The sequence below is a fragment of the Pantoea sp. Taur genome, from assembly GCF_009830025.1.
GTDB lineage: Bacteria > Pseudomonadota > Gammaproteobacteria > Enterobacterales > Enterobacteriaceae > Pantoea > Pantoea communis.
Map to the genome: position 1 here is coordinate 254,683 of NZ_SZZZ01000004.1, position 25,822 is coordinate 280,504.

Below are 25,822 nucleotides of genomic sequence, written 5' to 3' on the forward strand. Positions count from 1 at the left end.
TTTTAACGGTTTTTGCCGTTAATCACTATTTTGCCGTCGCAACCTGCATGCCGTAAGGCGCATTTTCCAGTGCCAGGTTCAGCACTTCTTCAATACGCTTCACAGGATGGATGGTCAGATCGGCAATCACGTTCTGTGGAATCTCTTCCAGATCGCGCTTATTTTCATCCGGGATTAACACGGTTTTGATGCCACCGCGATGCGCGGCCAGCAGCTTCTCTTTCAGACCACCAATTGGCAGCACCTGACCGCGCAGAGTGATCTCACCTGTCATCGCCACATCAGAGCGCACCGGGTTACCGGTCAGACAAGAAACCAGTGCCGTACACATGGCTATACCGGCACTTGGACCATCTTTCGGCGTTGCCCCTTCCGGCACGTGCACGTGGATGTCACGTTTCTCGTGGAAATCCCCGTTGATGCCGAGTTTCTCCGCACGTGCGCGAACCACTGTCAACGCCGCCTGGATAGACTCCTGCATCACTTCACCCAGTGAGCCGGTGTAAGTCAGTTTGCCTTTACCCGGTACGCAGGCGGTTTCAATGGTCAGCAAATCGCCCCCCACTTCCGTCCATGCCAGACCGGTGACCTGACCTACGCGGTTTTCAGTGTCCGCTCGACCATAATCAAAGCGCTGCACGCCCAGGAAGTCGTGAAGGTTTTCACCATTAATCTTGATACTCTTCTTACTTTTGTCCATCAACAGCGTTTTCACTGCTTTACGGCACAGCTTGGAGAGTTCACGTTCCAGACTACGCACGCCCGCTTCACGGGTGTAGTAGCGAATAATGCCGATGATGGCGCTATCGTCAACACTGATCTCTTTTTCTTTCAGTGCATTACGCTCAATCTGTTTCGGCAGTAAGTGCTGTTTGGCGATATTCAGTTTTTCATCTTCGGTATAACCCGAGAGACGAATCACTTCCATACGATCCAGCAGCGGTGCCGGGATGTTCATGGAGTTAGAGGTCGCCACAAACATCACATCGGAGAGATCGTAATCCACTTCCAGATAGTGATCGTTGAACGCAATGTTCTGCTCTGGATCCAGCACTTCCAGCAGTGCCGAAGCCGGATCGCCACGCATATCGGACGACATCTTATCGATCTCATCCAGCAGGAACAGCGGGTTCTTCACGCCAACTTTCGCCATTTTCTGGATCAGTTTGCCCGGCATAGAACCGATGTAAGTACGGCGATGTCCACGGATTTCCGCTTCATCACGTACACCGCCCAACGCCATACGCACATATTTACGGCCGGTGGCTTTCGCGATCGACTGACCCAGCGAGGTTTTACCCACGCCTGGCGGTCCGACGAGGCACAGAATTGGGCCCTTAATTTTGCTAACGCGACTCTGCACCGCAAGATACTCAAGAATGCGGTCTTTCACGCGTTCCAGACCGTAATGATCGGTATCCAGCGTTTCCTGCGCCTTCAGCAGGTCTTTTTTCACTTTGCTGCGCGCGACCCACGGAACCTGAACCATCCAGTCGATATAACCGCGTACCACGGTGGCTTCTGCAGACATCGGCGACATCATTTTCAGCTTCTGCAGTTCTGCTTCGGCTTTTTCGCGCGCTTCAGTCGGCATTTTTGCCGCTTCAATTTTACGTTTCAGCGCTTCGTATTCGTCCGGCGCATCATCCATCTCGCCCAGCTCTTTCTGAATGGCTTTCATTTGCTCATTCAGATAGTACTCACGCTGGCTTTTCTCCATCTGCTTTTTCACGCGATTGCGAATGCGCTTCTCAACCTGCAGCAGATCGATTTCGGATTCCATCATCGCCATCAGATATTCAAGACGTTCGTTGATGTCGGACATTTCCAGCACTGACTGCTTATCAGCCAGCTTCAGCGGCATATGCGCTGCCACGGTGTCGGCGAGACGCGCCGCATCGTCGATGCTGTTCAGTGAGGTCAAAACCTCAGGAGGAATTTTTTTATTCAGTTTGATGTAGCCTTCAAACTGATTAATCGCCGTACGCACCAGCACTTCCTGCTCACGCTCTTCAATTTCCGGCGAGATCAGGTATTCGGCCTGGGCAACAAAATGGTCGCCATTATCAGCTAGTGTGGTGATGTGCGCACGCTGCAAGCCTTCAACCAGCACTTTCACCGTGCCATCGGGCAGCTTGAGCATCTGCAATACGGAAGCGACGGTCCCTACAGAGAAGAGATCGTTAATACCAGGTTCATCCGTTGAAGCCTCTTTCTGGGCAACCAGCATGATCTTCTTGTCATGATCCATTGCGGCTTCGAGGCAACGAATCGATTTTTCCCGACCAACAAACAACGGAATTACCATGTGCGGATAAACCACCACGTCGCGCAAAGGCAACACGGGGATTTCAATGCGTTCAGAACGCTCAGGATTCATAGAGCTCTCTCTTAGTTTAATGTCCGCCAGGTGATGGGTACCGCGTAAAAGAAGTTTGCAGTTCAACCCACAGGATATTGAGTATATGGGGATGCTTGGTCGACATTCAATGTCAGGGGAGAGAGAAAAACAAAAGGGGAAACATTTTCCCCTTTTTTAAGATAACAACATGGTTAGATTGTTTATTTATTCGCCAGAAGCCTGAGCTTCGTGCTTACCATAAATCAACATCGGCTCGGATTGACCGTCAATTACTGACTCATCAATCACCACTTTTTCCACGTCATCCATCGATGGCAGATCGTACATGGTTTCCAGCAGCGCACCTTCTACGATAGAACGCAGACCACGCGCGCCGGTTTTGCGTGACATCGCTTTCTTAGCGATCGCCGTCAGCGCTTCATCACGGAACTCCAGCTCCACACCTTCAAGGTTAAACAGAGCCTGGTACTGTTTGGTCAACGCATTCTTCGGTTCGCGCAGAATCTGAATCAGGGCTTCTTCACTCAATTCACTCAGCGTCGCCACCACCGGCAGACGACCAATGAATTCTGGAATCAGACCAAATTTGATCAGATCTTCTGGCTCAACCTGCGACAGCAACTCGCCTTCGCTGGCTTTTTGCGATTTACCTTTCACCGTAGCGCCGAAGCCGATACCGGATCCGGTTTCCACGCGCTGGGAAATCACTTTGTCAAGGCCAGCAAAAGCACCACCACAAATGAACAGGATCTTAGACGTATCAACCTGCAGGAACTCCTGCTGTGGATGCTTACGTCCACCCTGCGGCGGAACGGCGGCAACGGTACCTTCGATAAGCTTCAGCAACGCCTGCTGTACGCCTTCACCGGAAACGTCACGCGTGATTGACGGGTTATCTGACTTACGAGAAATCTTATCGATTTCATCGATATAAACGATACCGCGCTGTGCTTTCTGCACATCGTAATCACACTTCTGCAGCAATTTCTGGATGATGTTTTCCACATCCTCACCCACATAACCGGCTTCGGTCAGGGTGGTGGCATCCGCCATGGTGAACGGAACATCCAGCAAACGCGCCAGGGTTTCAGCCAGCAAGGTTTTACCGCTACCGGTTGGACCGATCAGCAGAATGTTACTTTTGCCCAGTTCGATTCCATTACTGGTATCGCCGTTGCGCAGACGTTTGTAGTGGTTATAGACCGCTACCGCCAGCACTTTTTTCGCCCTTTCCTGACCGATGACGTAATCATCTAAATGATGACGGATTTCATGCGGTGTCGGCAGTGCACTGCGCTCACGGTGCGGAGCCACTTCTTTAATCTCTTCGCGAATGATGTCGTTGCATAAATCAACACATTCGTCGCAAATATACACTGACGGCCCGGCAATCAGCTTACGGACTTCATGCTGGCTTTTGCCGCAGAAAGAGCAGTACAGCAACTTACCTGAACCGTCTTTGCGCTTATCTGTCATCAGCTAACCTCTTTTCGTTCTCAGACCCAATTTGGTGTACGGCACTGGCCGCACATCAACGGCCGATATTCATGCAACTCATCGTGCTGCCCCGTTAACTATAGCGTAAGGGGCAGCCAGATGTGTCTTATTGGCGATGCGTCAGGATGGAATCGACCAAGCCATACTCTACCGCTTCGCTGGCAGAGAGGAAACGATCGCGCTCAGTGTCGCGTTCGATCTCTTCCAGTGATTTGCCGGTATGTTCAGCCATCAACTCATTCATACGCTGCTTCACTTTCAGAATTTCACGCGCATGGATTTCGATATCCGTCGCCTGGCCCTGATAACCGCCCAGCGGCTGGTGAATCATGACGCGGGAATTCGGCAGGCAGAAGCGCTTACCTTTGGTACCTGCAGTCAGCAGGAACGCACCCATCGAACAAGCCTGACCCATACAAATGGTGCTGACGTCCGGCTTGATAAATTTCATGGTGTCATAAATCGACATCCCGGCAGTAATCACGCCGCCTGGCGAGTTAATGTAGAGATAAATGTCTTTTTCAGGATTCTCAGCTTCCAGAAACAGCATCTGCGCCACGATCAGGTTGGCCATATGATCTTCAACCTGGCCGGTCAGGAAGATCACACGCTCTTTGAGCAGGCGGGAGTAAATGTCGTATGAACGCTCGCCGCGCGAGGTTTGTTCGACCACCATTGGCACCAGCGCCATGTGCGGTGCAGTAAATTCACGATCGCCACTGTATGACATTACCGTCTCCTGATAAATTTCATTGGCAACATTCTGTACCGATATTACGTGAGGCGCGTCGGGAAAACTATGCGCTGCCTTCTCACTCCGACATAACAGGACGGTTAATCAGCCAGTCTCACTGTTTTCATGCATTCTCCCTGTATCTGGGGATGCTGCCCAGTTGTTTCAAGCATAACAACCTTTTGCCCATTCGCTAACACGGAAAAAGAGCTTAGCGAACAATTTGCCGATTAATTAGGCAAATAGAGGACAAATCTGTGCGGTTAGCGCCTTAAAACGAAAAAGCCCGCGACTTTTCAGTCGCGGGCTTCGCACTTTCGGTTAACTAACGAATCAGGCCGCTGAGGTCTGGTTCATCAGTTCCTGGAAGTTGGTTGCTTTATCGGTCACTTTGGCTTTCGCCAGAACCGCTTCAACAGCCTGCTCTTCCAGTGCAACGTTGCGCATGTTGTTCATCAGCTCGTTGTTCTTGCTGTAGAACTCGATCACTTCCTGCGGATCTTCGTACGCAGAAGCCATCTCTTCGATCAGCGCTTTAACGCGGTCTTCGTCAGCTTTCAGCTCGTTGATGCGAATCACTTCGCCCAGCAGCAGACCAACAACAACGCGACGTTTAGCCTGCTCTTCGAACAGCTCACGTGGCAGCTCGAAAGCTTGCTTCTCGTTGCCACCAAAACGCTGAGCAGCCTGACGGCGCAGCACGTCGATTTCGCTATCGATCAACGCCACTGGCACGTCGATGTCGTTGGCTTCAACCAGACCATCAATCGCCTGAGATTTCACGCGGTTACGGATAGCGCCTTTCAGCTCACGATCCATGTTCTTACGCACTTCTGCACGCAGACCGGCAACGGAACCATCTTCAACGCCAAAGCGCTTGATGAACTCTTCAGTCAGTTCTGGCAGCTCGCGAGTTTCGACTTTCTTCAGCACGATTTCGAACTTCGCGTCTTTCCCTTTCAGGGTTTCAGCGTGGTAATCGTCTGGGAATTTCACGTCGATAGTGAAGGTTTCGCCCGCTTTGTGGCCAACAACACCTTCTTCGAAGCCTGGGATCATACGACCCTGGCCCATCGCCAGTACGAAGTCAGACGCTTTGCCGCCTTCAAACTCTTCGCCGTCTACTGAACCGGAGAAGTCGATGGTTGCGCGATCTTCAGCAGTCGCTGCTGCATCGCTCTCTTTCCAGGTCGCCTGCTGCTTCTGCAGGGTTTCCAGCATGGTATCAACGTCAGCATCGGTGACTTCAACCACTGGCTTCTCGACTTCGATAGCATCCAGGCCTTTCAGCTCAACTTCAGGATACACTTCGAACTCAACCGCGTAGGTGAAATCTTCACCTTCTTTGTACTCACCTGGCACGTAGTTTGGTGCGCCAGCTGGGTTGATTTTCTCTTTGATGATGGCGTCAACGAAGTTGCGCGTCATCAGCTCGCCCAGCACGTCCTGGCGAACAGAAGCACCGTAGCGCTGAGAAATGATGTTTGCCGGCACTTTGCCTTTACGGAAACCGTCGATACGGACTTTCTTAGCCACTTCCACCAGTTCTTTCTTCACTGCGCTTTCGATGCTGTCAGCTGCAACAGTAATCGAAATGCGACGGCCCAGACCCTGAGTGGTTTCTACTGAAACTGTCATCTTGTTACCTCAAAAAATCACGTGCTCGGTCAACTTCAGACACCACACATTAAATGCGCCGTATCCAACAATCGGGACGGCCTCTGCAGGCAGAACCTAATCCCTGTCACCAGAAGCGTCCCGAAGACATTCCGGAAAAATAGACGCCGCATTATAGCGGCATCGCTGGAATGAGTCGAGGCTGCAAACTCACCACTTTTTAGCGGTTTTGCTGCTTTTTTGCGCCATGGATCGCGTTTGAGGGTAATAGATGAAAAGAAAACGGCCCGCAGGCCGTTTTGAGAGAGGATGAAGTGTGAACTCAGGCGAGGGTACCCGCTCCACGACAGTTCGGTGACGCCAGCACGGTATCTTGCAAGCCATCCCACTCTTTTTGCGTGTAAGTGTGAAGTGCCAGTGCGTGCACGCTCCCTGCTAACTCTTCGGTCAATTCGCCATAAATGGCGCGATGACGCTGCAGGAATCGCTGGCCGGTAAACACATCGCTGACAATCACCACTTTAAAGTGACTTTCAGAACCAGCGGGCACGTTATGACGATAGCTTTCATCATGCACTTCGAGATGTGCAGGTTCGAACGCCTTACGCAGCTTTTCTTCTATTTGTTCGCGAATCATTGTTAACACTCCTCAACGGCGAGCGCTGTGCCCATCTGTTTAAATATTAGTAGGTTTTTTGCCCAACCCGCAGGCGCGCCGGAAATAATTCCTGATCTGCTGCGCATCTTAACGGGCTCATGCGTCAGGTCAATGCTGTTGCATGACCACCTGTCCGAAAAAAGCCTTTACAATCAATTTCCACTGGCACGGGGCTTTTTTCGCCGTCGCGCAATGCTATGATGGCCGCAGTTTTGCAAACCAACCCATATGCTAACGAGAATGAGTATGTTGAAAAAACTGTTATTCCCTCTGCTGGCTGCGTTTATTTTGGCCGGCTGTGCCAGCAATAACACCACCCTGAACATTCAGCCTAAGATCCAGCTGCCACAGCAAGATCCCGGTCTGATGGGTGCCACCATCAGCGTTAACGGTGCCGATCAGCGTTCCGATCAGGCACTGGCAAAAGTGAATCGTGACGGTCAGTTAGTCACCTTAACACCATCGCGCGATCTGCGTTTCCTGTTACAGGAAGTGCTGGAGAAGCAGATGACAGCACGCGGTTATATGATCGGACCAAACGGTGCGGTTGACCTGCAGATTGTCGTCAATGGTCTTTACGCTGATGTGACACAAGGTAACGTGCGTTACAGCATTACCACCAAAGCTGACATTTCCATCATTGCAACCGCGAAAAACGGCAACAAGCAGGTTAAAAACTATCGTCAGACTTACAGCGTAGAAGGCGCATTCACCGCCACTAACGCGAAGATCACCAACGCGGTCAACTCTACCTTGAGCGACGTGATTGCTGATATGGCGCAGGACACCAGCGTTCACGAATTTATTAAACAGAACGCCCGCTAATTCCTCAGCTATTCTGCCCGGTCATCTTTGGCCGGGCATCATTTCAGGTTGGTTATGACTTCTCACTATCTGCGCATTTTCACCCAACGTAATGCAGCCGTATTACTGCTGCTCGGTTTTGCTTCCGGACTGCCTTTAGCACTCACAGCCGGGACCTTGCAGGCGTGGATGACCGTAGAGAATGTTGATCTGAAAACCATCGGTTTCTTCTCCCTTGTCGGCCAGGCTTATGTATTTAAGTTCCTGTGGTCGCCGATGATGGATCGCTATACCCCGCCGTTTCTTGGCCGTCGCCGTGGCTGGCTACTGGTCACTCAACTCGCACTGATCGCCGGTATTATCGCCATGGGCTTTATGCAGCCTTCGCGCGATCTGACGCTGCTGGCTGCCCTGGCCGTGCTGGTTGCCTTCTGTTCTGCATCGCAGGATATCGTGTTTGATGCCTGGAAAACCGATGTGCTACCGCCAGAAGAACGGGGCAGCGGAGCCGCGATTACTGTGTTGGGTTATCGCCTGGCGATGCTGATTTCAGGCGGACTGGCGCTGTGGCTGGCCGATCGCTATCTGGGATGGCAGGCGACTTACTGGTTAATGGCACTGTTGATGTTGCCAGGTTTGATTGCGACATTGCTGGCCAAAGAGCCCGCAGCACCTGCGCGCGAGCCGCACACCCTGCGTCAGGCCGTTTCGTTCCCGCTCAAAGACTTCTTCCTGCGTAACAATGCCTGGCTGCTGATCACCTTAATCATCCTTTATAAGCTGGGTGATGCTTTTGCTGCGTCGCTCACCACCACCTTCCTGATTCGCGGTGTAGGTTTCAGCGCCGGCGATGTCGGACTGGTGAATAAAACGCTGGGATTGCTGGCAACCATTATTGGTGCGCTGTACGGCGGTGTGCTGATGCAACGCCTGAGCCTGTTCCGTGCCCTGATGATTTTCGGCATTCTTCAGGCCGTTTCCAACTTCGCTTACTGGCTATTGGCCGTGACGCCGCCTCATTTATGGAGCATGGCGAGCGCAGTGTTCATAGAAAATCTTTGCGGCGGGATGGGCACCGCCGCGTTTGTGGCGCTGCTGATGACATTGTGCAATAAGTCGTTTTCCGCAACGCAGTTCGCGCTGCTCTCTGCCCTTTCCGCCGTCGGGCGTGTTTACGTTGGACCCGCAGCGGGATGGCTGGTCGAGCTGTGGGGCTGGCCGACCTTCTATGCTTTCACCGTATTTGCAGGCGTGCCCGGTTTATTGCTGCTGTGGATTAGCCGCAGCACCCTGCAAGCCATTCAGCAGAGCGGGGAGTTTATGATACGAACCCGCTGGTCGCAGGGCTATCGCTGGACAGTGCGTCTGTTCAGCTTCGGAAGTGGCCTGCTGGCACTCTGGTTGGTGATGCTAGCCCTGAATGCAGCGGGCATCTGGCATGTCAATGCGCTGCTGACACCACTTTTTGAGATGGGCATGGCTCTGGCGCTGGTGGCCGTGGCGCTAGGTGTGATTCTGGATTGTCTGGCGTTAAGAAAAATGCCGGGAAAAAATCTGAGTTAAGTAATGATAATTTGCCAGCGGCTAAATATTTGGCTAAAAAAATAACAACGAACTCATTTTAACGAATAGCATTTTTTTCATCGCGAAAAAGAAACATTAAATTAACAACCCTGGATTATATTTAAATCCGGTGCGCAATTACTTTGTAGAAAACTCATCACCCAAATGCTACACAATTGTTAAATAAATGGGCATTAATAGTACGGTTTATGCTTTCCCTGATTTTTCTGCGGTTTCTATCATTGTTTTTTGTTATATTGACGCCAACTGCTTGTCGCAATTAATAATTTGTCACCCTGCGCAACATCTGTGACACCCTTAGCAAAAGGTGTCAACAGCCTTCTGACACATCCTTAAGCTGGTTTACACTGCATAAACCTTCCCGTAAAATGCGCGCACACTTAAACGACAATAGAGCCCTTTGTCATTGAGGTCGTTAAATGAGACTCAGGAAATACAATAAAAGTTTGGGGATTTTGTCATTAATTGCAGGCGCTGTATTACTCAGTGGCTGCGATAGTGCGTTGTTAAATCCCAAAGGACAGATTGCACTGGAGCAACGTTCGCTGATTCTGACAGCTTTTGGCTTGATGATGATCGTGGTTATCCCGGCAGTCTTCATGGCAGTATTCTTTGCCTGGAAATATCGGGCAACCAATACTAATGCGACTTATAGCCCTAACTGGTCACACTCTAACAAAGTGGAAGCCGTGGTCTGGACGATTCCAATCCTGATCATTATCTTCCTCGGCGTGCTGACCTGGAAATCAACCCACGCACTTGAGCCAAGCAAACCGCTGGTCTCTGATGTGAAGCCGGTTGAGATCGATGTGGTTGCGCTGGACTGGAAATGGCTGTTTATCTACCCGGAACAGGGTATTGCAACCGTGAACCAGATTGCCTTCCCGGCAAATACTCCGGTGAACTTCAAGATCACCTCCAACTCCGTAATGAACTCCTTCTTTATTCCTACGCTCGGTAGCCAGATCTACGCCATGGCGGGCATGCAGACTAAACTGCACCTGATCGCCAATGAGCCAGGAACATTCGACGGTATCTCTGCGAACTTCAGTGGTCGCGGTTTCTCTGGCATGAAGTTCAAAGCCATTGCAACCAAAGACGATGCGGAATTCCAGCAGTGGGTGGCTAAAGTTAAAGCAGCACCTAACGCGCTGACCACCATGGATGATTTCGAGAAACTGGCTGCGCCAAGCGAAAATCACCCGGTGGAATATTTCTCAACTGCGAATCCAGAACTGTTCAAGCAGGTTATTGATAAGTTCATGATGAGCCACGGGAAGATGGACATGCCAGAGCACAAAGGCATGGACATGAATCACGCCGCTGCTGCGGGAGCCGAGGAATAATACGATGTTCGGAAAATTAACACTGGATGCAGTGCCATACCACGAACCCATTATCGTGGTAACGGTAGCCGCAATCATCTTAGGTGGTCTGGCACTGGTTGCCGCGATTACTTATTTTGGTAAGTGGCAATACCTGTGGTCAGAATGGTTCACCTCCATTGACCACAAAAAACTGGGTATCATGTACATCATCATGGCTTTCGTCATGCTGCTGCGCGGCTTTGCCGATGCAGTAATGATGCGTACCCAACAAGTGATGGCTTCCGCAGGTGAAGCCGGCATATTACCACCGCACCACTACGACCAGATCTTCACCGCGCACGGCGTGATCATGATTTTCTTCGTGGCGATGCCTTTCGTGGTAGGTCTGATGAACATCGCGGTACCGCTGCAAATCGGTGCACGTGACGTTGCCTTCCCGTTCCTGAACAACCTGAGCTTCTGGTTTACCGCGATCGGTGTGATCCTGGTGAACATTTCTCTGGGTGTGGGCGAGTTCGCACAGACTGGCTGGTTGGCTTATCCACCGCTTTCGGGCGCGGAATACAGTCCTGGCGTCGGGGTCGATTATTGGATCTGGAGTCTCCAGCTATCCGGTATCGGTACGACACTGACCGGTATCAACTTCTTCGTGACCATTCTGAAGATGCGTGCACCGGGTATGGACCTGTTCAAGATGCCAGTATTCACCTGGGCATCACTGTGTACTAACGTCCTGATCATCGCTGCGTTCCCGGTTCTGACCGTCACGCTGGCACTGTTGACGCTTGACCGTTACCTCGGCTTCCATTTCTTCACCAATGAAATGGGCGGTAACATGATGATGTACGTCAACCTGATTTGGGTCTGGGGTCACCCGGAAGTATACATCCTCGTTCTGCCGGTATTCGGTGTGTTCGCGGAAGTCACTGCAACCTTCTCCAAAAAGCGTCTGTTCGGTTACACCTCTCTGGTGTGGGCGACCATCGCAATTACCGTTCTGTCGTTCATCGTTTGGCTGCACCACTTCTTCACCATGGGTGCCGGCGCCAACGTTAACGCCTTCTTCGGTATTATGACGATGATCATCGCCATTCCGACCGGCGTGAAAATCTTCAACTGGCTGTTCACCATGTATCAGGGTCGCGTTGAGTTCCACTCAGCGATGCTGTGGACAATCGGCTTCCTGGTCACCTTCTCTATTGGTGGTATGACCGGTGTTCTGCTGGCCGTTCCAGGTGCGGACTTCATTCTGCACAACAGCTTGTTCCTGATTGCACACTTCCATAACGTGATTATCGGTGGTGTGGTGTTCGGTTGTATGGCTGGCGTGACCTACTGGTTCCCGAAAGCATTCGGCTTCACCCTGAACGAAAAATGGGGTATCCGTGCATTCTGGTTCTGGATCATTGGTTTCTTCGTTGCCTTTATGCCGCTGTACGCACTGGGCTTCATGGGTATGACCCGTCGTATCAGCCAGGACATCGATCCTCAGTTCCACTCACTGCTGGTTGTTGCAGCAGGCGGTGCGGCACTGATTGCATGCGGTATCCTGTGCCAGCTGACTCAGTTCTACGTTTCTGTGCGTGACCGCGACCAGAACCGCGATCTGACCGGTGACCCGTGGGGTGGTCGTACGCTGGAGTGGGCAACCTCTTCACCGCCTCCGTTCTATAACTTTGCTGTTATCCCTGAAATCCACGAGCGCGATGCGTTCTGGGAAATGAAAGAGAAAGGCGAAGCCTATAAGCAACCAGAAAAATATGAAGAAATTCATATGCCGAAAAACAGCGGCGCAGCCCTGATTATCGCAGCCTTCATGACTGTGTTTGGTTTCGCGATGATCTGGCACATCTGGTGGCTGGCTGGCCTTACCTTCCTGGCCACAATTGTGACCTGGATTGTGAAGAGCTTCGATGAAGACGTGGATTACTACGTTCCGGTTGCTGAAGTCGAGCAGATCGAGAAGAAGCACTTTGACGAAATCAGCAAAGCAGGTCTGAAATAATGTCAACTGAAACTGCAAAACACCACCACGACGCCCATGCGGAGCATGGGCATCACGATGCAGGAGCCAATAAAGTCTTTGGCTTCTGGATCTACCTGATGAGTGACTGCATTATCTTCGCAACCCTGTTTGCGACCTATGCAGTTATGGTCAATAACACTGCCGGTGGTCCGGCAGGTAAAGACATCTTTGAACTGCCGTTTGTGCTGGTTGAAACCGCGCTGCTGCTGCTCAGCTCCATTACTTATGGAATGGCAGTGATCGCGATGAACAACCAGAACAAAGGTTCAGTCATCAGCTGGTTGGCTCTGACCTTCCTGTTTGGTGCTGGATTCATCGGCATGGAAATCTATGAATTCCATCACCTGATCCTGGAAGGCTTCGGTCCTGACCGCAGTGGTTTCCTGTCCGCGTTCTTTACGCTGGTCGGTACCCACGGTCTGCACGTGACCTCTGGCCTGATCTGGATGGCAGTGATGATGTTCCAGATTTCTAAACGTGGTCTGACTGCAACCAACCGCACCCGCATCATGTGCCTGAGCTTGTTCTGGCACTTCCTGGATGTGGTTTGGATCTGCGTATTCACCGTTGTCTATCTGATGGGAGCCATGTAATGAGTCATTCAGTTAACGAACATGGCGCTTCTCACGGTAGCGTGAAGTCTTACATGATCGGCTTCATCCTCTCTATCATCCTGACCGGTATTCCGTTCTGGATGGTAATGGATGGCGGCGCATCACACGGCACGATTCTGGGTGTGGTTCTGGTGTGTGCGGTGGTTCAGGTGTTAGTGCACCTGGTCTACTTCCTGCACTTAGACAGCAAGTCAGAGGGTGGCTGGAACATGGTGGCGATAGTCTTCTCAGCACTCATCATTCTGATTGTTGTTGTCGGCTCACTGTGGATCATGTGGAACCTCAACTACAACATGATGGCCGACTAAAGAGTCACACGTAATGATTAAGCAATACCTGCAAGTAACAAAACCAGGAATTATTTTCGGCAACTTAATTTCTGTGATCGGTGGATTCTTGCTGGCTTCGAAAGGCAGCATTGATTACCCCCTGTTTCTCTATTCACTGGTGGGCGTTTCGCTGGTTGTCGCATCGGGTTGTGTATTCAACAACGTGATTGACCGCGACATCGATATCAAAATGGAGAGAACGCGGAACCGTGTTCTGGTCAAAGGCCTGATCTCGGCGAAAGTAAGCCTGGTTTATGCAACCGCATTGGGTATTGCTGGCTTTGCGTTGCTGTATTTCGGCGCTAACCCGCTGGCCATGTGGCTGGCGGTGATGGGCTTCGTTGTCTATGTGGGCATTTATAGCCTGTATATGAAACGCAACTCCGTGTATGGCACGCTGATCGGTAGCCTCTCTGGTGCAGCACCGCCAGTGATTGGCTACTGCGCAGTGACCAACCAGTTTGATGCTGGCGCCCTGATCTTATTGGCTATCTTTAGCCTGTGGCAGATGCCGCACTCGTACGCGATTGCGATTTTCCGCTTCAAAGATTATCAGGCGGCTAACATCCCGGTTCTGCCTGTCGTGAAAGGTATCTCGGTAGCCAAAAATCATATTACGCTATACATCCTGGCGTTCATGATTGCTACGCTGATGCTGACACTCGGCGGTTACGCGGGTTACAAGTATCTGGTGGTCGCCGCGGCAGTGAGTGTGTGGTGGTTGGGCATGGCGCTTTCAGGTTACAAAACCTCAAACGATAAAGTTTGGGCGCGTAAACTGTTTGTGTTCTCGATTGTCGCTATCACAGCATTGAGCGTGATGATGTCGGTTGATTTTATGACGCCGGCCTCTAAAGACCTGCTGACTTACGTCTGGTAATACAGTTCCGCAACACCAGAAAGGGCGCGAATTTCGCGCCCTTTCTTTTTGTTACCACTGCTTAACAACAATTGTTTTACCCGCCCTGCCCTGCTCCCTAAAATGAGAGCTAAATGCCCGAAATAATTCGAGATGCAGGAAGGCGGCAAGTGCATGAATCCCTGGGAGCTGACTAACGTAAGTGACCTGGGTGAACGTGCGCAGCCAACGCATCTGCGGCTTGAAGTATAAAGGGCATAAACTTACAGAGGTTGGAATGAACGACAATAAAATGACGCCAGTAGAGCTTCGGGCTACATGGGGTTTAGGCACAGTTTTTTCCCTGCGCATGCTGGGAATGTTTATGGTCCTGCCGGTACTCACTACGTACGGTATGGCGTTGCAGGGAGCCAGTGAAACCTTAATTGGTCTGGCAATTGGCATCTATGGTCTGGCGCAAGCCGTATTCCAGATTCCGTTTGGTCTGCTGTCCGATCGCGTCGGTCGCAAACCGCTCATAGTTGGCGGGCTGTTAGTGTTCGTGCTGGGCAGTATTATCGCGGCGATGACCACCTCAATCTGGGGCGTGATCCTGGGTCGTGCTTTGCAAGGCTCAGGCGCAATTGCCGCTGCAGTCATGGCGCTACTCTCAGATCTCACTCGCGAACAAAACCGCACTAAAGCAATGGCGTTTATTGGCATCAGTTTCGGTGTGACCTTTGCTATTGCGATGGTGGTAGGCCCAATTGTTACCCATGCTCTGGGTTTGCATGCACTGTTCTGGATGATCGCTATTCTGGCCTCGCTGGGCATTGTTATCACGCTATTGGTGGTGCCGAGCGCACCGAATCACGTGCTTAACCGTGAGTCCGGCATGGTAAAAGCCAGCATTCGTGAAGTGTTAGCCAACCCTAAACTCCTGAAATTAAACATCGGTATTCTTTGCCTGCATATCCTGCTGATGTCGAGTTTTGTGGCTTTGCCAGGCCAGTTTGAACAAGCGGGCTTCCCGGCATCTGAACACTGGAAAGTCTATCTGGTCACCATGCTGGTCGCTTTCGTTCTGGTTGTGCCTTTCATCATCTATGCCGAAGTGAAACGCCGCATGAAGCGCGTTTTTGTTACCTGCGTGGCACTGATCATTATCGCGGAAATCGTACTGTGGGGTGCGGCTGGTCATTTCTGGACGCTGGTGATTGGCGTGCAGCTATTCTTCCTCGCCTTCAACCTGATGGAAGCCATTCTGCCTTCGCTGATCAGTAAAGAATCACCGCCGGGCTACAAAGGTACAGCGATGGGCATTTACTCCACCAGCCAGTTCATTGGCGTGGCGATTGGCGGCAGCATGGGCGGTTGGATCTTCGGTCACTTTGATGCGCAGACGGTGTTTCTGGTGGGTGCGATTGTCGCGGCAGCCTGGCTGTTTGTGGCGATGTCGATGCAGGAGCCACCTTACGTCAGCAGCCTGCGCATGGTACTCAGTGATGCCGTATTAGCGGTGCCTAACCTTGAGAAGCGTTTAAAAGCGCAGCCGGGTGTCTCTTCAGTATTTATCGTGCCGGAAGAGAAAAGTGCTTACATCAAGATCGACAGTAAAGTGACGAGCCGCGTCGAAATCGAAGCGCTGCTCGCCAGCTGTTAGTTAGTAGTCACACACTCTGTGGCGGCGCGATTAACCGCTCCGCCACAAACCATCACGCTAATTAAAGCGACATATCCACCACGATACGCCCTTCAATTTTTCCCGCATGCATACGCGCAAAAATGTCGTTAATGTTGGTCAACGGTTCAACCGCCACGTTGGCTTTCACTTTGTGACGACCGGCGAAATCCAACGCTTCCTGGAGATCTTTACGCGTGCCCACAATTGAACCGCGCACCGTAATCCCGTCCAGCACCATATCGAAAATCGACAAATCAAATTTGCCCGGTGGCAGACCGTTCAGCACCATGGTGCCGCCACGGCGCATGGTGCCAATCGCCTGCTCAAACGCTTTAGGTGATACGGCCGTAACCAGCACACCATGCGCGCCGCCAAAACTTTCCTGGAACACTTTTGCGGGATCGACGTTCTTCGCATTCGCTACCACACTGGCACCAAGACGTTTAGCAAACGCCAGTTTCTCATCGTCAATATCCACCGCAGCCACATTCAGTCCCATCGCCACCGCGTACTGCACCGCCATATGACCTAAACCTCCAATACCGGACACCACTACCCAATCGCCTGGCTTGGTATCGGTCATTTTCAGGCCTTTGTACACCGTCACGCCGGCACACAGAATTGGTGCGATTTCGTTGTAATCGATGTTTTCCGGAATGATGCCGACATAGTTCGCATCAGCGAGGCAATACTCTGCGAAACTGCCGTTCACCGAATAACCGGCATTCTGCTGTGACAGGCACAGGGTTTCCCAACTATCCAGACAGTGCTCGCAGTGGCCACATGCGGAATAGAGCCACGGCACGCCCACACGATCGCCCAATTTCAAATGCTTCACACCTTCACCGATCGCCACCACCTGCCCCACGCCCTCGTGGCCGGGAATAAACGGGGGATTGGGCTTAATCGGCCAGTCGCCTTCGGCGGCATGTAAGTCGGTATGGCACACGCCGGTCGCGGCGATTTTCACCAGAATCTGGCCCGGTCCCACTTGCGGTACTGGCACCTGCTCAATCACTAACGGTTCACCAAAGGCTTTAACAACGGCGGCTTTCATGGTGGTTTTGATTTGCATATTCATCTTTCACTCTCCATTTGATCGGATGCAGACTCAGAACAGGCCCAAAGGGGCGGTGCCATAGCTGACCAGCAGATTTTTGGTTTGTTGGTAGGCGCTAAGCGCCATCTTGTGCGTCTCGCGTCCCACGCCCGATTGCTTGTAGCCACCGAAAGCCGCGTGTGCGGGATAGATGTGATAGCAGTTGGTCCAGACACGACCGGCTTTGATGCCACGTCCCATGCGATACGCCAGATTGGTATCACGCGTCCACACGCCCGCCCCGAGACCAAACTGGGTTTCGTTGGCAATCGACAAGGCTTCCGCTTCATCTTTAAAGGTGGTGATGCCGATAACCGGCCCAAAAATCTCTTCCTGGAAACACCGCATCTGGTTGGTGCCTTTAATCAGGGTTGGCTGGATATAGAATCCGTTATCCAGTTCGGCAGCGACGTTGGCGCGATCGCCTCCGGTTAGAATTTGCCCCCCTTCGTCGCGCGCGATGTTGATGTAAGACAGGATTTTGTCGAATTGCTGACGGGAAGCCTGAGCACCGATCATGGTGTCTGTATCCAGCGGATCGCCCCGACGGATGTTTGCCACTTTCTCCATCACCCGCGCCATAAACGGCTCATAGATCGATTCATGGATCAACGCACGTGATGGACAAGTACAGACCTCGCCCTGGTTGAAGAAACCGAGCACCAGCCCTTCCACCGCTTTTTCGATAAAGTCCGATTCACCCTCCATCACATCGGCAAAGTAGATGTTCGGCGACTTGCCGCCCAGCTCAACGGTACAAGGAATGATGTTTTCAGCCGCGCACGCCATGATATGACGTCCGACCGGTGTTGAGCCGGTGAACGCGATTTTGGCGATACGTTTGCTGGTAGCTAACGCTTCACCGGCTTCACGGCCAAAGCCCTGCACCACATTGAGCACGCCCGCCGGGAACAGATCGCCGATCAATTCCATCAATAGCGTGATGGCCAGTGGCGTTTGTTCGGCCGGTTTCAGCACCACGCAGTTACCCGCCGCCAGCGCCGGAGCCAGTTTCCATGCCGCCATTAACAGCGGGAAGTTCCACGGGATGATCTGCCCGACCACGCCCAGCGGTTCATGGAAGTGATAGGCAACGGTGTTTTCATCAATCTCAGCGGTGCTGCCTTCCTGTGCACGCAGACAACCGGCAAAGTAGCGGAAGTGATCCACCGCCAGCGGCAGGTCGGCATTGAGGGTTTCGCGGATCGGTTTGCCGTTGTCCCAGCTCTCCGCCACAGACAACATTTCGAGATTTTGTTCAATGCAGTCGGCCACCTGCAGCAGCAGATTGGCACGATGTTGCACGCTGGTTTTTCCCCAGGCGTCAGCGGCCTGATGAGCAGCGTCCAGTGCTAAATCGATATCCCGCGCGTCAGAACGCGGAAACTGCGCAATATCGCTGCCATCAACTGGCGAGGTGTTCGTAAAATACTGGCCGCTGAGCGGCTCTGTGAATTTGCCCGCAATAAAATTGCCGTAGGTCGCTTTAAAAGTGACCAAAGCGCCGGGCGTGCCGGGATGTGCATAACGCATCGCAAACTCCTTCGTGTAGGGTCGTTTATTGTTAGCTGGCAGCGGCAACCTGTGGGTCAACAGATTGAACAGCCCGCTGCCTGATAAGCTATTGCAGCGGGCGTGCCAGTTTTTTTCAGCTTGCGAATTTTCGAAAAATCGTTTTATCTATCATCGATTTATAAAACCAATAGCCCCTTTAAACGCGCGGGTTCTGCCACCAAAATCCTCATCTGTGTTGCGTATCGCAACACCGCAGAAACCAAGTCGCTACAATGCTGCAACACTTTCGCTTAGGCATGAGGTTACCAATGCAGGGAAATTCAGCCGCGTCTGCCGTTAATACCAACCCGCTTTTGAGCGACTCCTGGTTTCGTAGCCAGCTGTATGGTCTCGACCGCACCGCCGATGATTTTCCTCGCGTCCGTCAGGGCGAACTGGCTGATGTGCTGGCCAGTAATGCCGGGCTACAACAGTTCGCTCAGCCGGTGATCAAACAGCTGGCGCAGAAACTGGCGGAAAAACAATCTGTGGTAATCCTTTCTGATGCCACCGGTCTGGTACTGAACACCTTTGGCGACATGCAGTCGATGGAGAAAGCGCAGCGATTTGCACTCGCCCCCGGCAATTTGTGGAGCGAATGCGGGCGCGGCACCAATGCAATTGGCACCGCACTGGCGATTGACGATGGCTGTGAAATTGAAGGCCAGCAACATTTTCTCACCTTGAATCAGGGGCTCTACTGCGCCGCCATGCCGTTGCAGATGCCCAACGGTCAGATTGCCGGCGTGTTGGATATCTCTGGCCCAGCGCACTTCCCGCATCCGCAAACGTTTCAGTGGGTCAAAGCCGCCGCTAAACAGATCGAGTATTTGTGGGTTAAGCAAAGCCTGCATCCCCAACAATGGTTGATGAGCCTGCACGTTGAGCCGCACGGCATTGATACCAGTGATGAGTTGCTGCTGGTGTTCTCCGATAATGTGCTCACCGCCGCAAACCGCCTGGCGATGCGTGAACTCAATCTCACCACCGGGCAGTTGGGCACCCTGACATTCCAGCAGCTGTTTGATCAGCTCGAACAGCAGGCCAACACCATTCCTTTACCGATTCATTTTGCACAACAGCGCTACTACTTCCGCCTGCGCGCTCCGCACCGCACCCACTTTGCTACGCCAAGTGAACCCAGCGTGGATCTTCCCTTCTCACTGGGTCGCGATGGCGAGAAAATGGTGCGTCTGATGAATGCCGGTGTGTCGTTGTGCATTCACGGTGAAACCGGCAGCGGTAAAGAGTATGTCAGCCGTGCGCTGCATCAGCAGAGTTGCTGGCGTGAGGGCAAATTTGTCGCCATCAACTGTGCTGCCATTCCGGAAGCGTTGATTGAATCCGAGCTATTTGGTTATCAGCCTGGTGCCTTTACCGGAGCCAGCAAAAATGGCTACATCGGTAAAATCCGCGAGGCGGATGGTGGCGTGCTGTTTCTTGATGAAATTGGAGATATGCCGCTGGCGCTACAAACCCGTTTGCTGCGCGTGCTGCAAGAAAAAGAGGTCGCGCCGCTCGGTTCCAGTCGCAGCTGGCCGGTGAATTTTGCCGTGATCTGCGCAACGCACCGTGATTTGGCGCAGCGTGTGGCCGAGGGCGAGTTCCGCGAGGATCTTCTCTATCGCTTGCAGGAATTTTCCATGACCATCCCGCCGTTGCGTGCCTGGCCAGATATCGAAGACTTTATTGGTCGGTTATGGATTGAGTTGGGCGGCGCAGATCGCGATATCCAGCTTTCTCCCGCCTTGCTGGCATCGCTGGCACAATTGCCATGGCCGGGTAACGTGCGGCAATTACGCAGTCTGTTGCGCGTGCTGCTGGCGTTGGCGGACGAAGGGGAAGAAGTCACTGATGTGCATTTGCCAGCCGAATATCGCCGGGCAGCGGCGGTGCCAGCGGAAGATAAGCAGAGCCATGATGAGCGGCTGATTAGCGAAACGCTGCAACGCTTTAATGGCAATATCAGTAAAACGGCAGAGGCATTAGGTGTCGCGCGCAGCACGCTTTATCGTCGTGCCGCACGCGACAAACGCGATTAATCGCGGAAGTTTTTGAACTGGAATGGCTGGCCGAGGTTGCCACCGCGCACCAGCGCCATCGCACCCTGCAAATCGTCGCGTGATTTACCGGTCACGCGCAACTCTTCACCCTGAATCTGCGTCTGCACTTTCAGCTTGCTGTCTTTAATCAGCTTCACCAGCTTTTTAGCGATATCGCTTTCGATACCCTTTTTCAGCTTGGCTTCTACGCTCCAGCTTTTACCGCTGTGAATGATCTCTTCTGGCACTTCAATCGCTGCGCCTTCAATGCCGCGTTTCAGCAGCTTTTCACGCAAAATATCCACCAGCTGTTTAACCTGGAAATCAGATTCGCTGGTGATTTTGATGGTCTCATTCTTTTCGTTAAGCTCAATGCTGGCGCTCACGTTGCGGAAATCGAAACGGGTTGAGATTTCACGGCTGGCATTCTCCACCGCATTACGCACTTCCGGCAGTTCGACTTCGGAAACGATATCGAAAGATGGCATCTTTTCTTCTCCTGATACTAAAGTGACATGCATAATACGCGTCTTATGGCGCTAATTAAACACGATACGCGGAAAGCTATACTTAACGATGTCGTGAAATTGAGAACCCGTCAGCGGGAGGCAAAATGAAAATTACCGTGTTGGGTTGTGGCGCCCTGGGTCAAATTTGGCTCGCCGCGCTCGCACGTCAGGGACATGAGGTTCAGGGCTGGTTGCGCGTGCCGCAGCCCTATTGCTCGGTGAACGTGATTGATCCGCAAGGACAGGTCAGCAATCACACGTTTATCGCCAACGATCCGCTGTTTCTTGCCGAAAGCCAGCTGTTGCTGGTGACACTAAAAGCGCCACAGGTTTCCCCGGCGGTCAAAAACCTGCAAAGCATCCTGCCTGCTCATGCTGCCATTTTGTTATTGCACAATGGCATGGGCACGCTGGAAGAGCTGAAGGAGTTGCAGCAACCGCTGCTGCGCGGCATTACCACCCACGCGGCGATGCGCGATGGCACGGTGATCAAACACGTTGCGCAGGGCATCACACATATCGGTCCCACCGGGCGTGAAAGTGCCGCGATGAGCGATATCGCCGATATCCTGCACCAGGCGCTGCCGGACGTGGCCTGGCACGACAACATTGCTTCTGCCAGCTGGCGCAAACTGGCGGTGAACTGCGTGATTAATCCGCTTACCGTTGAACACGATTGCCAGAACGGTGCCCTGCGCGCCTGGCCGCAGCAGATTGCCACGCTATGTGAAGAGATTGCCTGGGTGATGGAGCGTGAAGGCCAGCACATTGCGGTCGATAACCTGCGCGACATCATTTATGACGTCATCGACAGCACCGCAGCGAATACCTCCTCAATGTTGCAGGATGTGCGCGCCCAGCGCCTGACAGAAATTGACTACATCACCGGCTACCTGCTGCGCCGCGCTCGCGCACAGGGCATTGCGCTGCCGGAGAACACCCGTTTGTACGATCTGATTAAACGCAAGGAGTCCCAATATGAGCGCGACCGCATCGGTTCTGGTTTGCCTGGCACATGGCAGTGAAGAGATTGAAGCTGTCACCACTATCGACCTGCTGGTCCGCGCCGGCTTAAGCGTCACCACCGCCAGTGTCGAAAGCGATGGCACGCGCGAGATCGTCTGCTCACGCGGCGTGCGCCTGCTGGCCGATGCGCCACTGGTTGAGGTGGCGGATAACGATTATGACGCCGTGGTGCTGCCCGGCGGCCTCAAGGGCGCAGAGACCTTCCGTGACAGCCCACTGCTGGTGGAAACCGTACGCCAGTTTCATTTGGCAGGGAAAATCGTTGCCGCGATTTGTGCCGCACCTGGCACGGTGCTGATTCCGCACGATCTGTTCCCGGTAGGCAATATGACCGGCTTTCCTGGCTTGCGCGACACTATCCCTGACAAACACTGGATGGATCGCCGTGTGGTATGGGATCCGCGCGTCAACCTGCTATCCAGCCAGGGTCCAGGCACTTCGATTGATTTTGCACTGAAGCTGATTGATCTGCTGGTGGATAAAGAGAAAGCGCGTGAAGTGGCGTCACAGTTGGTATTAGCGGCGGGGATTTATAACTATCAGGAATTTGAAGAGCGTGAATAACCGCATTGTAATGCAGTAAAAAGCACTTAACGGTAGCGGCGCAATGTATTGCGCATGTCACAGTGGCAAGGTGCCGAGTGTGACACGCGCGATGAATCACGCCGTTACCAGGTTATCACCGTTACGGACGATAGACCTTCACGTTTTTAAAGCCTTGCTCATGCAGATACAACGCCTGTAAACGGCTCATCACGCCGCGATCGCAATACAGCAGCCAGGTTTTGTTCTGATCCAGATCGCCAAACTGCGTGCTCAATTTGTAGAACGGCAGAGATTTCACATCCACGCCTTCCAGCGCCAGCGGTGAGGCCTCTTGCTCATCCACAGAACGGATATCCAGCACCACATCATCTGCGGTGAACGAGACCACCGTCTCCACTTCCACCACTTCTTCCTGTGCCTTCTCCGCAATCTCGCGGATATCGACGTTGCTGGCTTCCTGCACCATGCGATTGAGGATCTCGAAATCGAAGTTTTGCTCTTCCGCTTCGATCTTCGCCTTCACCGCTTTCACCGTTGGGCTTTTCGAAATCACACCGCAGTATTCCGGCATGGTTTTGGCGAAATCTTCGGTGCCGATATGGCGCGCCAAATCGATGATGTGCTCTTTATCATGCGAGATCAGCGGACGCAGGATCAGGGTATCCGAGGCGTTATCAATCAGACGCAGGTTGGTCAGTGTCTGGCTCGATACCTGGCCCAGCGCTTCACCGGTCACCAGCGCCTGAACGCCGTAGCGCTCAGCGACCATCGACGCTGCACGCACCATCATGCGTTTCAGCACTACGCCCATCTGGCCGTCGTCCACTTTCTCTAAGATCTCGCCCACCACCGGCTCGAAGTTGATCGCCACGAAGCGCACGCGATGCGAACGACCATAACGCTGCCACAGATAATGCGCGACCTGACGCACGCCGATTTCATGGGCGGCACCGCCGAGATTGAAGAAGCAGTAGTGCACGCGGCAACCACGACGCATCAGCATATAGCTGGAAACGCCGGAGTCGAAGCCGCCAGAAATCAGCGACAGCACATCTTCTTGCGTCCCAATGGGGAAACCACCCAGCCCTTCATAACGGCCGGTGATCAGCAGCAGACGATCGTCTTCGATCTCAAGGTTGACCGTCACATCAGGATTTTTCAATTGCACGCGTGCAGTCTCAATGTGCTGATTGAGACCGCCACCCACGTAACGCTCAACCTCAATCGAGCTGAAGCTGTGTTTGCCACGACGCTTCACGCGCACGCAGAAACTTTTCCCTTCCAGACGTTCGCGATTCAGTGCCAACGTCTGCTCGAAGATATCGTGCATATCGGTGTAAGGCTGATCCTCAACCTCCAGTACATGGTGAATACCGGGGATGCGCGTCAGTTCATCAATAACGACGGTACGCAGTGCTTCTTTTTTAGCGCGTACTTCAATATGGTCCCAGTGGCGCACCACGGCGATTTCGTCGTCGACAGTACGCAGGGTATTGCGGATGTTACCGGTCAGGATCTTGATAAAGCGCAAACGCACCGACTGACTTTTGATGGTGATTTCAGGGAAGAGCTTAATGATAAACTTCATGGCGACACAGCTTCATTGGGCAAATAAGTGCTAAAACCATCGGCACTTAACTGGTAAAATCATATAATTACGGGTAACGCAGAAGCGCCCGCATCCGAGGCGCAAAAGTATACCACCTTTGTCAGATGACCGCTTCTGCAACCGCAATCACATTCATTATTTTGCTAATTAATCCTCGTCGGCTACCATGACCGATTGCAAGATGATTCCTAACCTGTGAGTCGACACTGATTATGCCGAAAAAAGCCGAAGCGCCAGCCAGTTTTGAAAGCGCATTACAGCAGCTGGAACAAATCGTCAGCCGTCTGGAAAGTGGTGAACTGCCGCTGGAAGAAGCACTGAACGAATTTGAACGCGGCGTACAGCTGGCACGCACCGGTCAGCAAACCCTGCAGCAGGCTGAACAGCGCGTGCAGATTCTGCTCAGCGACGACAAAGATGCCGCGCTCGCCCCGTTCACGCCGGAAAATGACTGATGGACTTCGCCAAATTACTCAACGCGTATCACGAACGCGTCAATCTGGCGTTGACACGCTTAATAGATCCACTTCCTTTTCAGAGTTCTCCTCTGGTGCAATCCATGCAATATGGGGCACTATTAGGCGGTAAGCGTCTGCGTCCATTTTTGGTTTACGCCACGGGCGAGATGTTAAAGGCCGATGCGGCCAGCCTGGATGCCCCGGCCGCTGCCGTAGAGTGCATTCATGCTTACTCTCTGATTCATGATGATCTGCCCGCGATGGATGACGATGCGTTACGTCGCGGACAGCCAACCTGCCATATAAAATATGGTGAAGACACAGCAATTCTCGCTGGTGATGCGTTGCAAACCCTGGCGTTTTCGATTCTGGCCGATGAGCCGATGCCCGGCGTCAGCCCGCAAGAACGCATTGCGATGATCTCCGAACTGGCTCAGGCCAGCGGTGTGGCAGGCATGTGCGGTGGCCAGGCGCTGGATCTCGCCGCAGAAGGCAAGCAAATCGACCTCGCACAGCTCGAGCAGATTCATCGTCATAAAACTGGCGCTTTGATTCGCGCTGCAGTGCGTCTTGGCGCATTGACGGCGGGTGAACGTGGCCGTGCGGCACTTCCGGTCCTGGATACCTACGCCAACGCCATCGGACTGGCGTTTCAGGTGCAGGATGACATTCTTGATGTGGTGGGCGATACCGCGGTGCTGGGCAAAACTCAGGGCGCGGATCAGGCATTGGGTAAGAGCACTTATCCGGCGCTGATGGGACTGGATAATGCCCGCAGTAAAGCGTGGGATCTTTATCAGGAAGCACTGGGCGCGTTAGAGATTCTGGCGGCGCAGTCCTACAACACCACCGCATTACAAGCACTGGCAAGCTTCATAATTGAACGCGATAAATAACTTTCATAA

The 25,822-nt window shown here is 52.7% G+C and carries 22 protein-coding genes; 13 read left to right on the top strand and 9 right to left on the bottom strand.

The genetic code is table 11. The features are described from left to right. Window positions 1-25: 25 nt before the first annotated feature. The 5 genes from lon to bolA all read right to left on the bottom strand — a co-directional run bounded on the left by lon (window position 26) and on the right by bolA (window position 6,846). On the bottom strand, window positions 26-2,380 hold the full coding sequence (gene lon / locus FD744_RS08005; RefSeq protein ID WP_034828111.1) for an endopeptidase La: 2,355 nt from the start codon (window positions 2,378-2,380) through the stop codon (window positions 26-28). Window positions 2,381-2,566: 186 nt separating this feature from the next. After that, on the bottom strand, window positions 2,567-3,838 hold the full coding sequence (gene clpX / locus FD744_RS08010; protein ID WP_034828109.1) for an ATP-dependent protease ATP-binding subunit ClpX: 1,272 nt from the start codon (window positions 3,836-3,838) through the stop codon (window positions 2,567-2,569). Between the two features lie 127 nt (window positions 3,839-3,965). Continuing rightward, window positions 3,966-4,589 (bottom strand): ATP-dependent Clp endopeptidase proteolytic subunit ClpP, encoded by a 624-nt coding sequence (gene clpP / locus FD744_RS08015; RefSeq protein WP_008103933.1) that lies wholly within the window; start codon window positions 4,587-4,589, stop codon window positions 3,966-3,968. A gap of 336 nt (window positions 4,590-4,925) precedes the next feature. Further along, a complete protein-coding gene (gene tig / locus FD744_RS08020) occupies window positions 4,926-6,230 on the bottom strand; it encodes a trigger factor (protein ID WP_045833927.1) in 1,305 nt (434 codons plus the stop codon). Between the two features lie 301 nt (window positions 6,231-6,531). Next, window positions 6,532-6,846 (bottom strand): transcriptional regulator BolA, encoded by a 315-nt coding sequence (gene bolA / locus FD744_RS08025; protein ID WP_034828103.1) that lies wholly within the window; start codon window positions 6,844-6,846, stop codon window positions 6,532-6,534. A 267-nt stretch (window positions 6,847-7,113) separates the two neighbouring features. On the opposite strand from bolA, the gene FD744_RS08030 reads away from it, so the two are divergent. From FD744_RS08030 to FD744_RS08065, 8 genes are all read left to right on the top strand, one after another. After that, complete coding sequence (locus FD744_RS08030) at window positions 7,114-7,692, top strand: lipoprotein (RefSeq protein WP_034828101.1); 579 nt, start codon at window positions 7,114-7,116, stop codon at window positions 7,690-7,692. A gap of 54 nt (window positions 7,693-7,746) precedes the next feature. Beyond that, window positions 7,747-9,234, top strand: a complete 1,488-nt coding sequence (gene ampG / locus FD744_RS08035) for a muropeptide MFS transporter AmpG (RefSeq protein ID WP_160867932.1) — start codon at window positions 7,747-7,749, stop codon at window positions 9,232-9,234. 440 nt (window positions 9,235-9,674) lie between these two features. Next, window positions 9,675-10,601 carry a cytochrome o ubiquinol oxidase subunit II gene (cyoA, locus tag FD744_RS08040; protein WP_034828097.1) on the top strand — a complete coding sequence of 309 codons (927 nt, stop codon included), beginning with the start codon at window positions 9,675-9,677 and terminating at the stop codon, window positions 10,599-10,601. Between the two features lie 4 nt (window positions 10,602-10,605). Then, window positions 10,606-12,588: a cytochrome o ubiquinol oxidase subunit I gene (gene cyoB, locus FD744_RS08045; protein ID WP_034828096.1), complete on the top strand. Its 1,983-nt coding sequence runs from the start codon at window positions 10,606-10,608 to the stop codon at window positions 12,586-12,588. After that, window positions 12,588-13,202 (top strand): cytochrome o ubiquinol oxidase subunit III, encoded by a 615-nt coding sequence (locus tag FD744_RS08050; protein WP_038648564.1) that lies wholly within the window; start codon window positions 12,588-12,590, stop codon window positions 13,200-13,202. Before cyoB ends, FD744_RS08050 begins: the two co-directional genes overlap by 1 nt. Next, complete coding sequence (locus FD744_RS08055) at window positions 13,202-13,531, top strand: cytochrome o ubiquinol oxidase subunit IV (protein ID WP_034828092.1); 330 nt, start codon at window positions 13,202-13,204, stop codon at window positions 13,529-13,531. The genes FD744_RS08050 and FD744_RS08055 overlap by 1 nt, the downstream gene beginning before the upstream one ends. A gap of 13 nt (window positions 13,532-13,544) precedes the next feature. Further along, a complete protein-coding gene (gene cyoE, locus FD744_RS08060) occupies window positions 13,545-14,432 on the top strand; it encodes a heme o synthase (RefSeq protein ID WP_034828090.1) in 888 nt (295 codons plus the stop codon). 256 nt (window positions 14,433-14,688) lie between these two features. Continuing rightward, window positions 14,689-16,053 carry an MFS transporter gene (locus FD744_RS08065; RefSeq protein WP_034828088.1) on the top strand — a complete coding sequence of 455 codons (1,365 nt, stop codon included), beginning with the start codon at window positions 14,689-14,691 and terminating at the stop codon, window positions 16,051-16,053. 61 nt (window positions 16,054-16,114) lie between these two features. On the opposite strand, the gene adhP is transcribed toward FD744_RS08065, so the two are convergent. Continuing rightward, on the bottom strand, window positions 16,115-17,155 hold the full coding sequence (gene adhP / locus FD744_RS08070) for an alcohol dehydrogenase AdhP (protein ID WP_058962230.1): 1,041 nt from the start codon (window positions 17,153-17,155) through the stop codon (window positions 16,115-16,117). 30 nt (window positions 17,156-17,185) lie between these two features. Continuing rightward, the gene (locus FD744_RS08075; RefSeq protein ID WP_160867933.1) at window positions 17,186-18,706 is read right to left on the bottom strand and encodes an aldehyde dehydrogenase family protein; all 1,521 of its coding nucleotides are present in this window, start codon (window positions 18,704-18,706) and stop codon (window positions 17,186-17,188) included. A 290-nt stretch (window positions 18,707-18,996) separates the two neighbouring features. Here FD744_RS08075 and FD744_RS08080 point away from each other — a divergent pair, with 290 nt between their 5' ends. Then, on the top strand, window positions 18,997-20,769 hold the full coding sequence (locus tag FD744_RS08080; RefSeq protein ID WP_160867934.1) for a sigma-54-dependent Fis family transcriptional regulator: 1,773 nt from the start codon (window positions 18,997-18,999) through the stop codon (window positions 20,767-20,769). Here FD744_RS08080 and FD744_RS08085 read toward each other — a convergent pair. Beyond that, on the bottom strand, window positions 20,766-21,257 hold the full coding sequence (locus FD744_RS08085; protein WP_034831052.1) for a YajQ family cyclic di-GMP-binding protein: 492 nt from the start codon (window positions 21,255-21,257) through the stop codon (window positions 20,766-20,768). The genes FD744_RS08080 and FD744_RS08085 overlap by 4 nt on opposite strands. A gap of 125 nt (window positions 21,258-21,382) precedes the next feature. Here FD744_RS08085 and panE point away from each other — a divergent pair, with 125 nt between their 5' ends. Then, the gene (panE, locus tag FD744_RS08090; RefSeq protein WP_045833921.1) at window positions 21,383-22,303 is read left to right on the top strand and encodes a 2-dehydropantoate 2-reductase; all 921 of its coding nucleotides are present in this window, start codon (window positions 21,383-21,385) and stop codon (window positions 22,301-22,303) included. Beyond that, complete coding sequence (yajL, locus tag FD744_RS08095; protein ID WP_097117495.1) at window positions 22,257-22,868, top strand: protein deglycase YajL; 612 nt, start codon at window positions 22,257-22,259, stop codon at window positions 22,866-22,868. Before panE ends, yajL begins: the two co-directional genes overlap by 47 nt. A 121-nt stretch (window positions 22,869-22,989) precedes the next feature. Here the strand turns inward: yajL and thiI are convergent, their stop codons facing one another. After that, window positions 22,990-24,438, bottom strand: a complete 1,449-nt coding sequence (gene thiI, locus FD744_RS08100; protein WP_097117496.1) for a tRNA uracil 4-sulfurtransferase ThiI — start codon at window positions 24,436-24,438, stop codon at window positions 22,990-22,992. A gap of 233 nt (window positions 24,439-24,671) precedes the next feature. On the opposite strand from thiI, the gene xseB reads away from it, so the two are divergent. Together xseB and ispA are read left to right on the top strand one after the other, a co-directional pair. Beyond that, window positions 24,672-24,914 carry an exodeoxyribonuclease VII small subunit gene (gene xseB / locus FD744_RS08105; RefSeq protein ID WP_034831045.1) on the top strand — a complete coding sequence of 81 codons (243 nt, stop codon included), beginning with the start codon at window positions 24,672-24,674 and terminating at the stop codon, window positions 24,912-24,914. Beyond that, the gene (gene ispA / locus FD744_RS08110) at window positions 24,914-25,813 is read left to right on the top strand and encodes a (2E,6E)-farnesyl diphosphate synthase (RefSeq protein WP_160867935.1); all 900 of its coding nucleotides are present in this window, start codon (window positions 24,914-24,916) and stop codon (window positions 25,811-25,813) included. Before xseB ends, ispA begins: the two co-directional genes overlap by 1 nt. The last annotated feature ends 9 nt before the right edge of the window (window positions 25,814-25,822 follow it).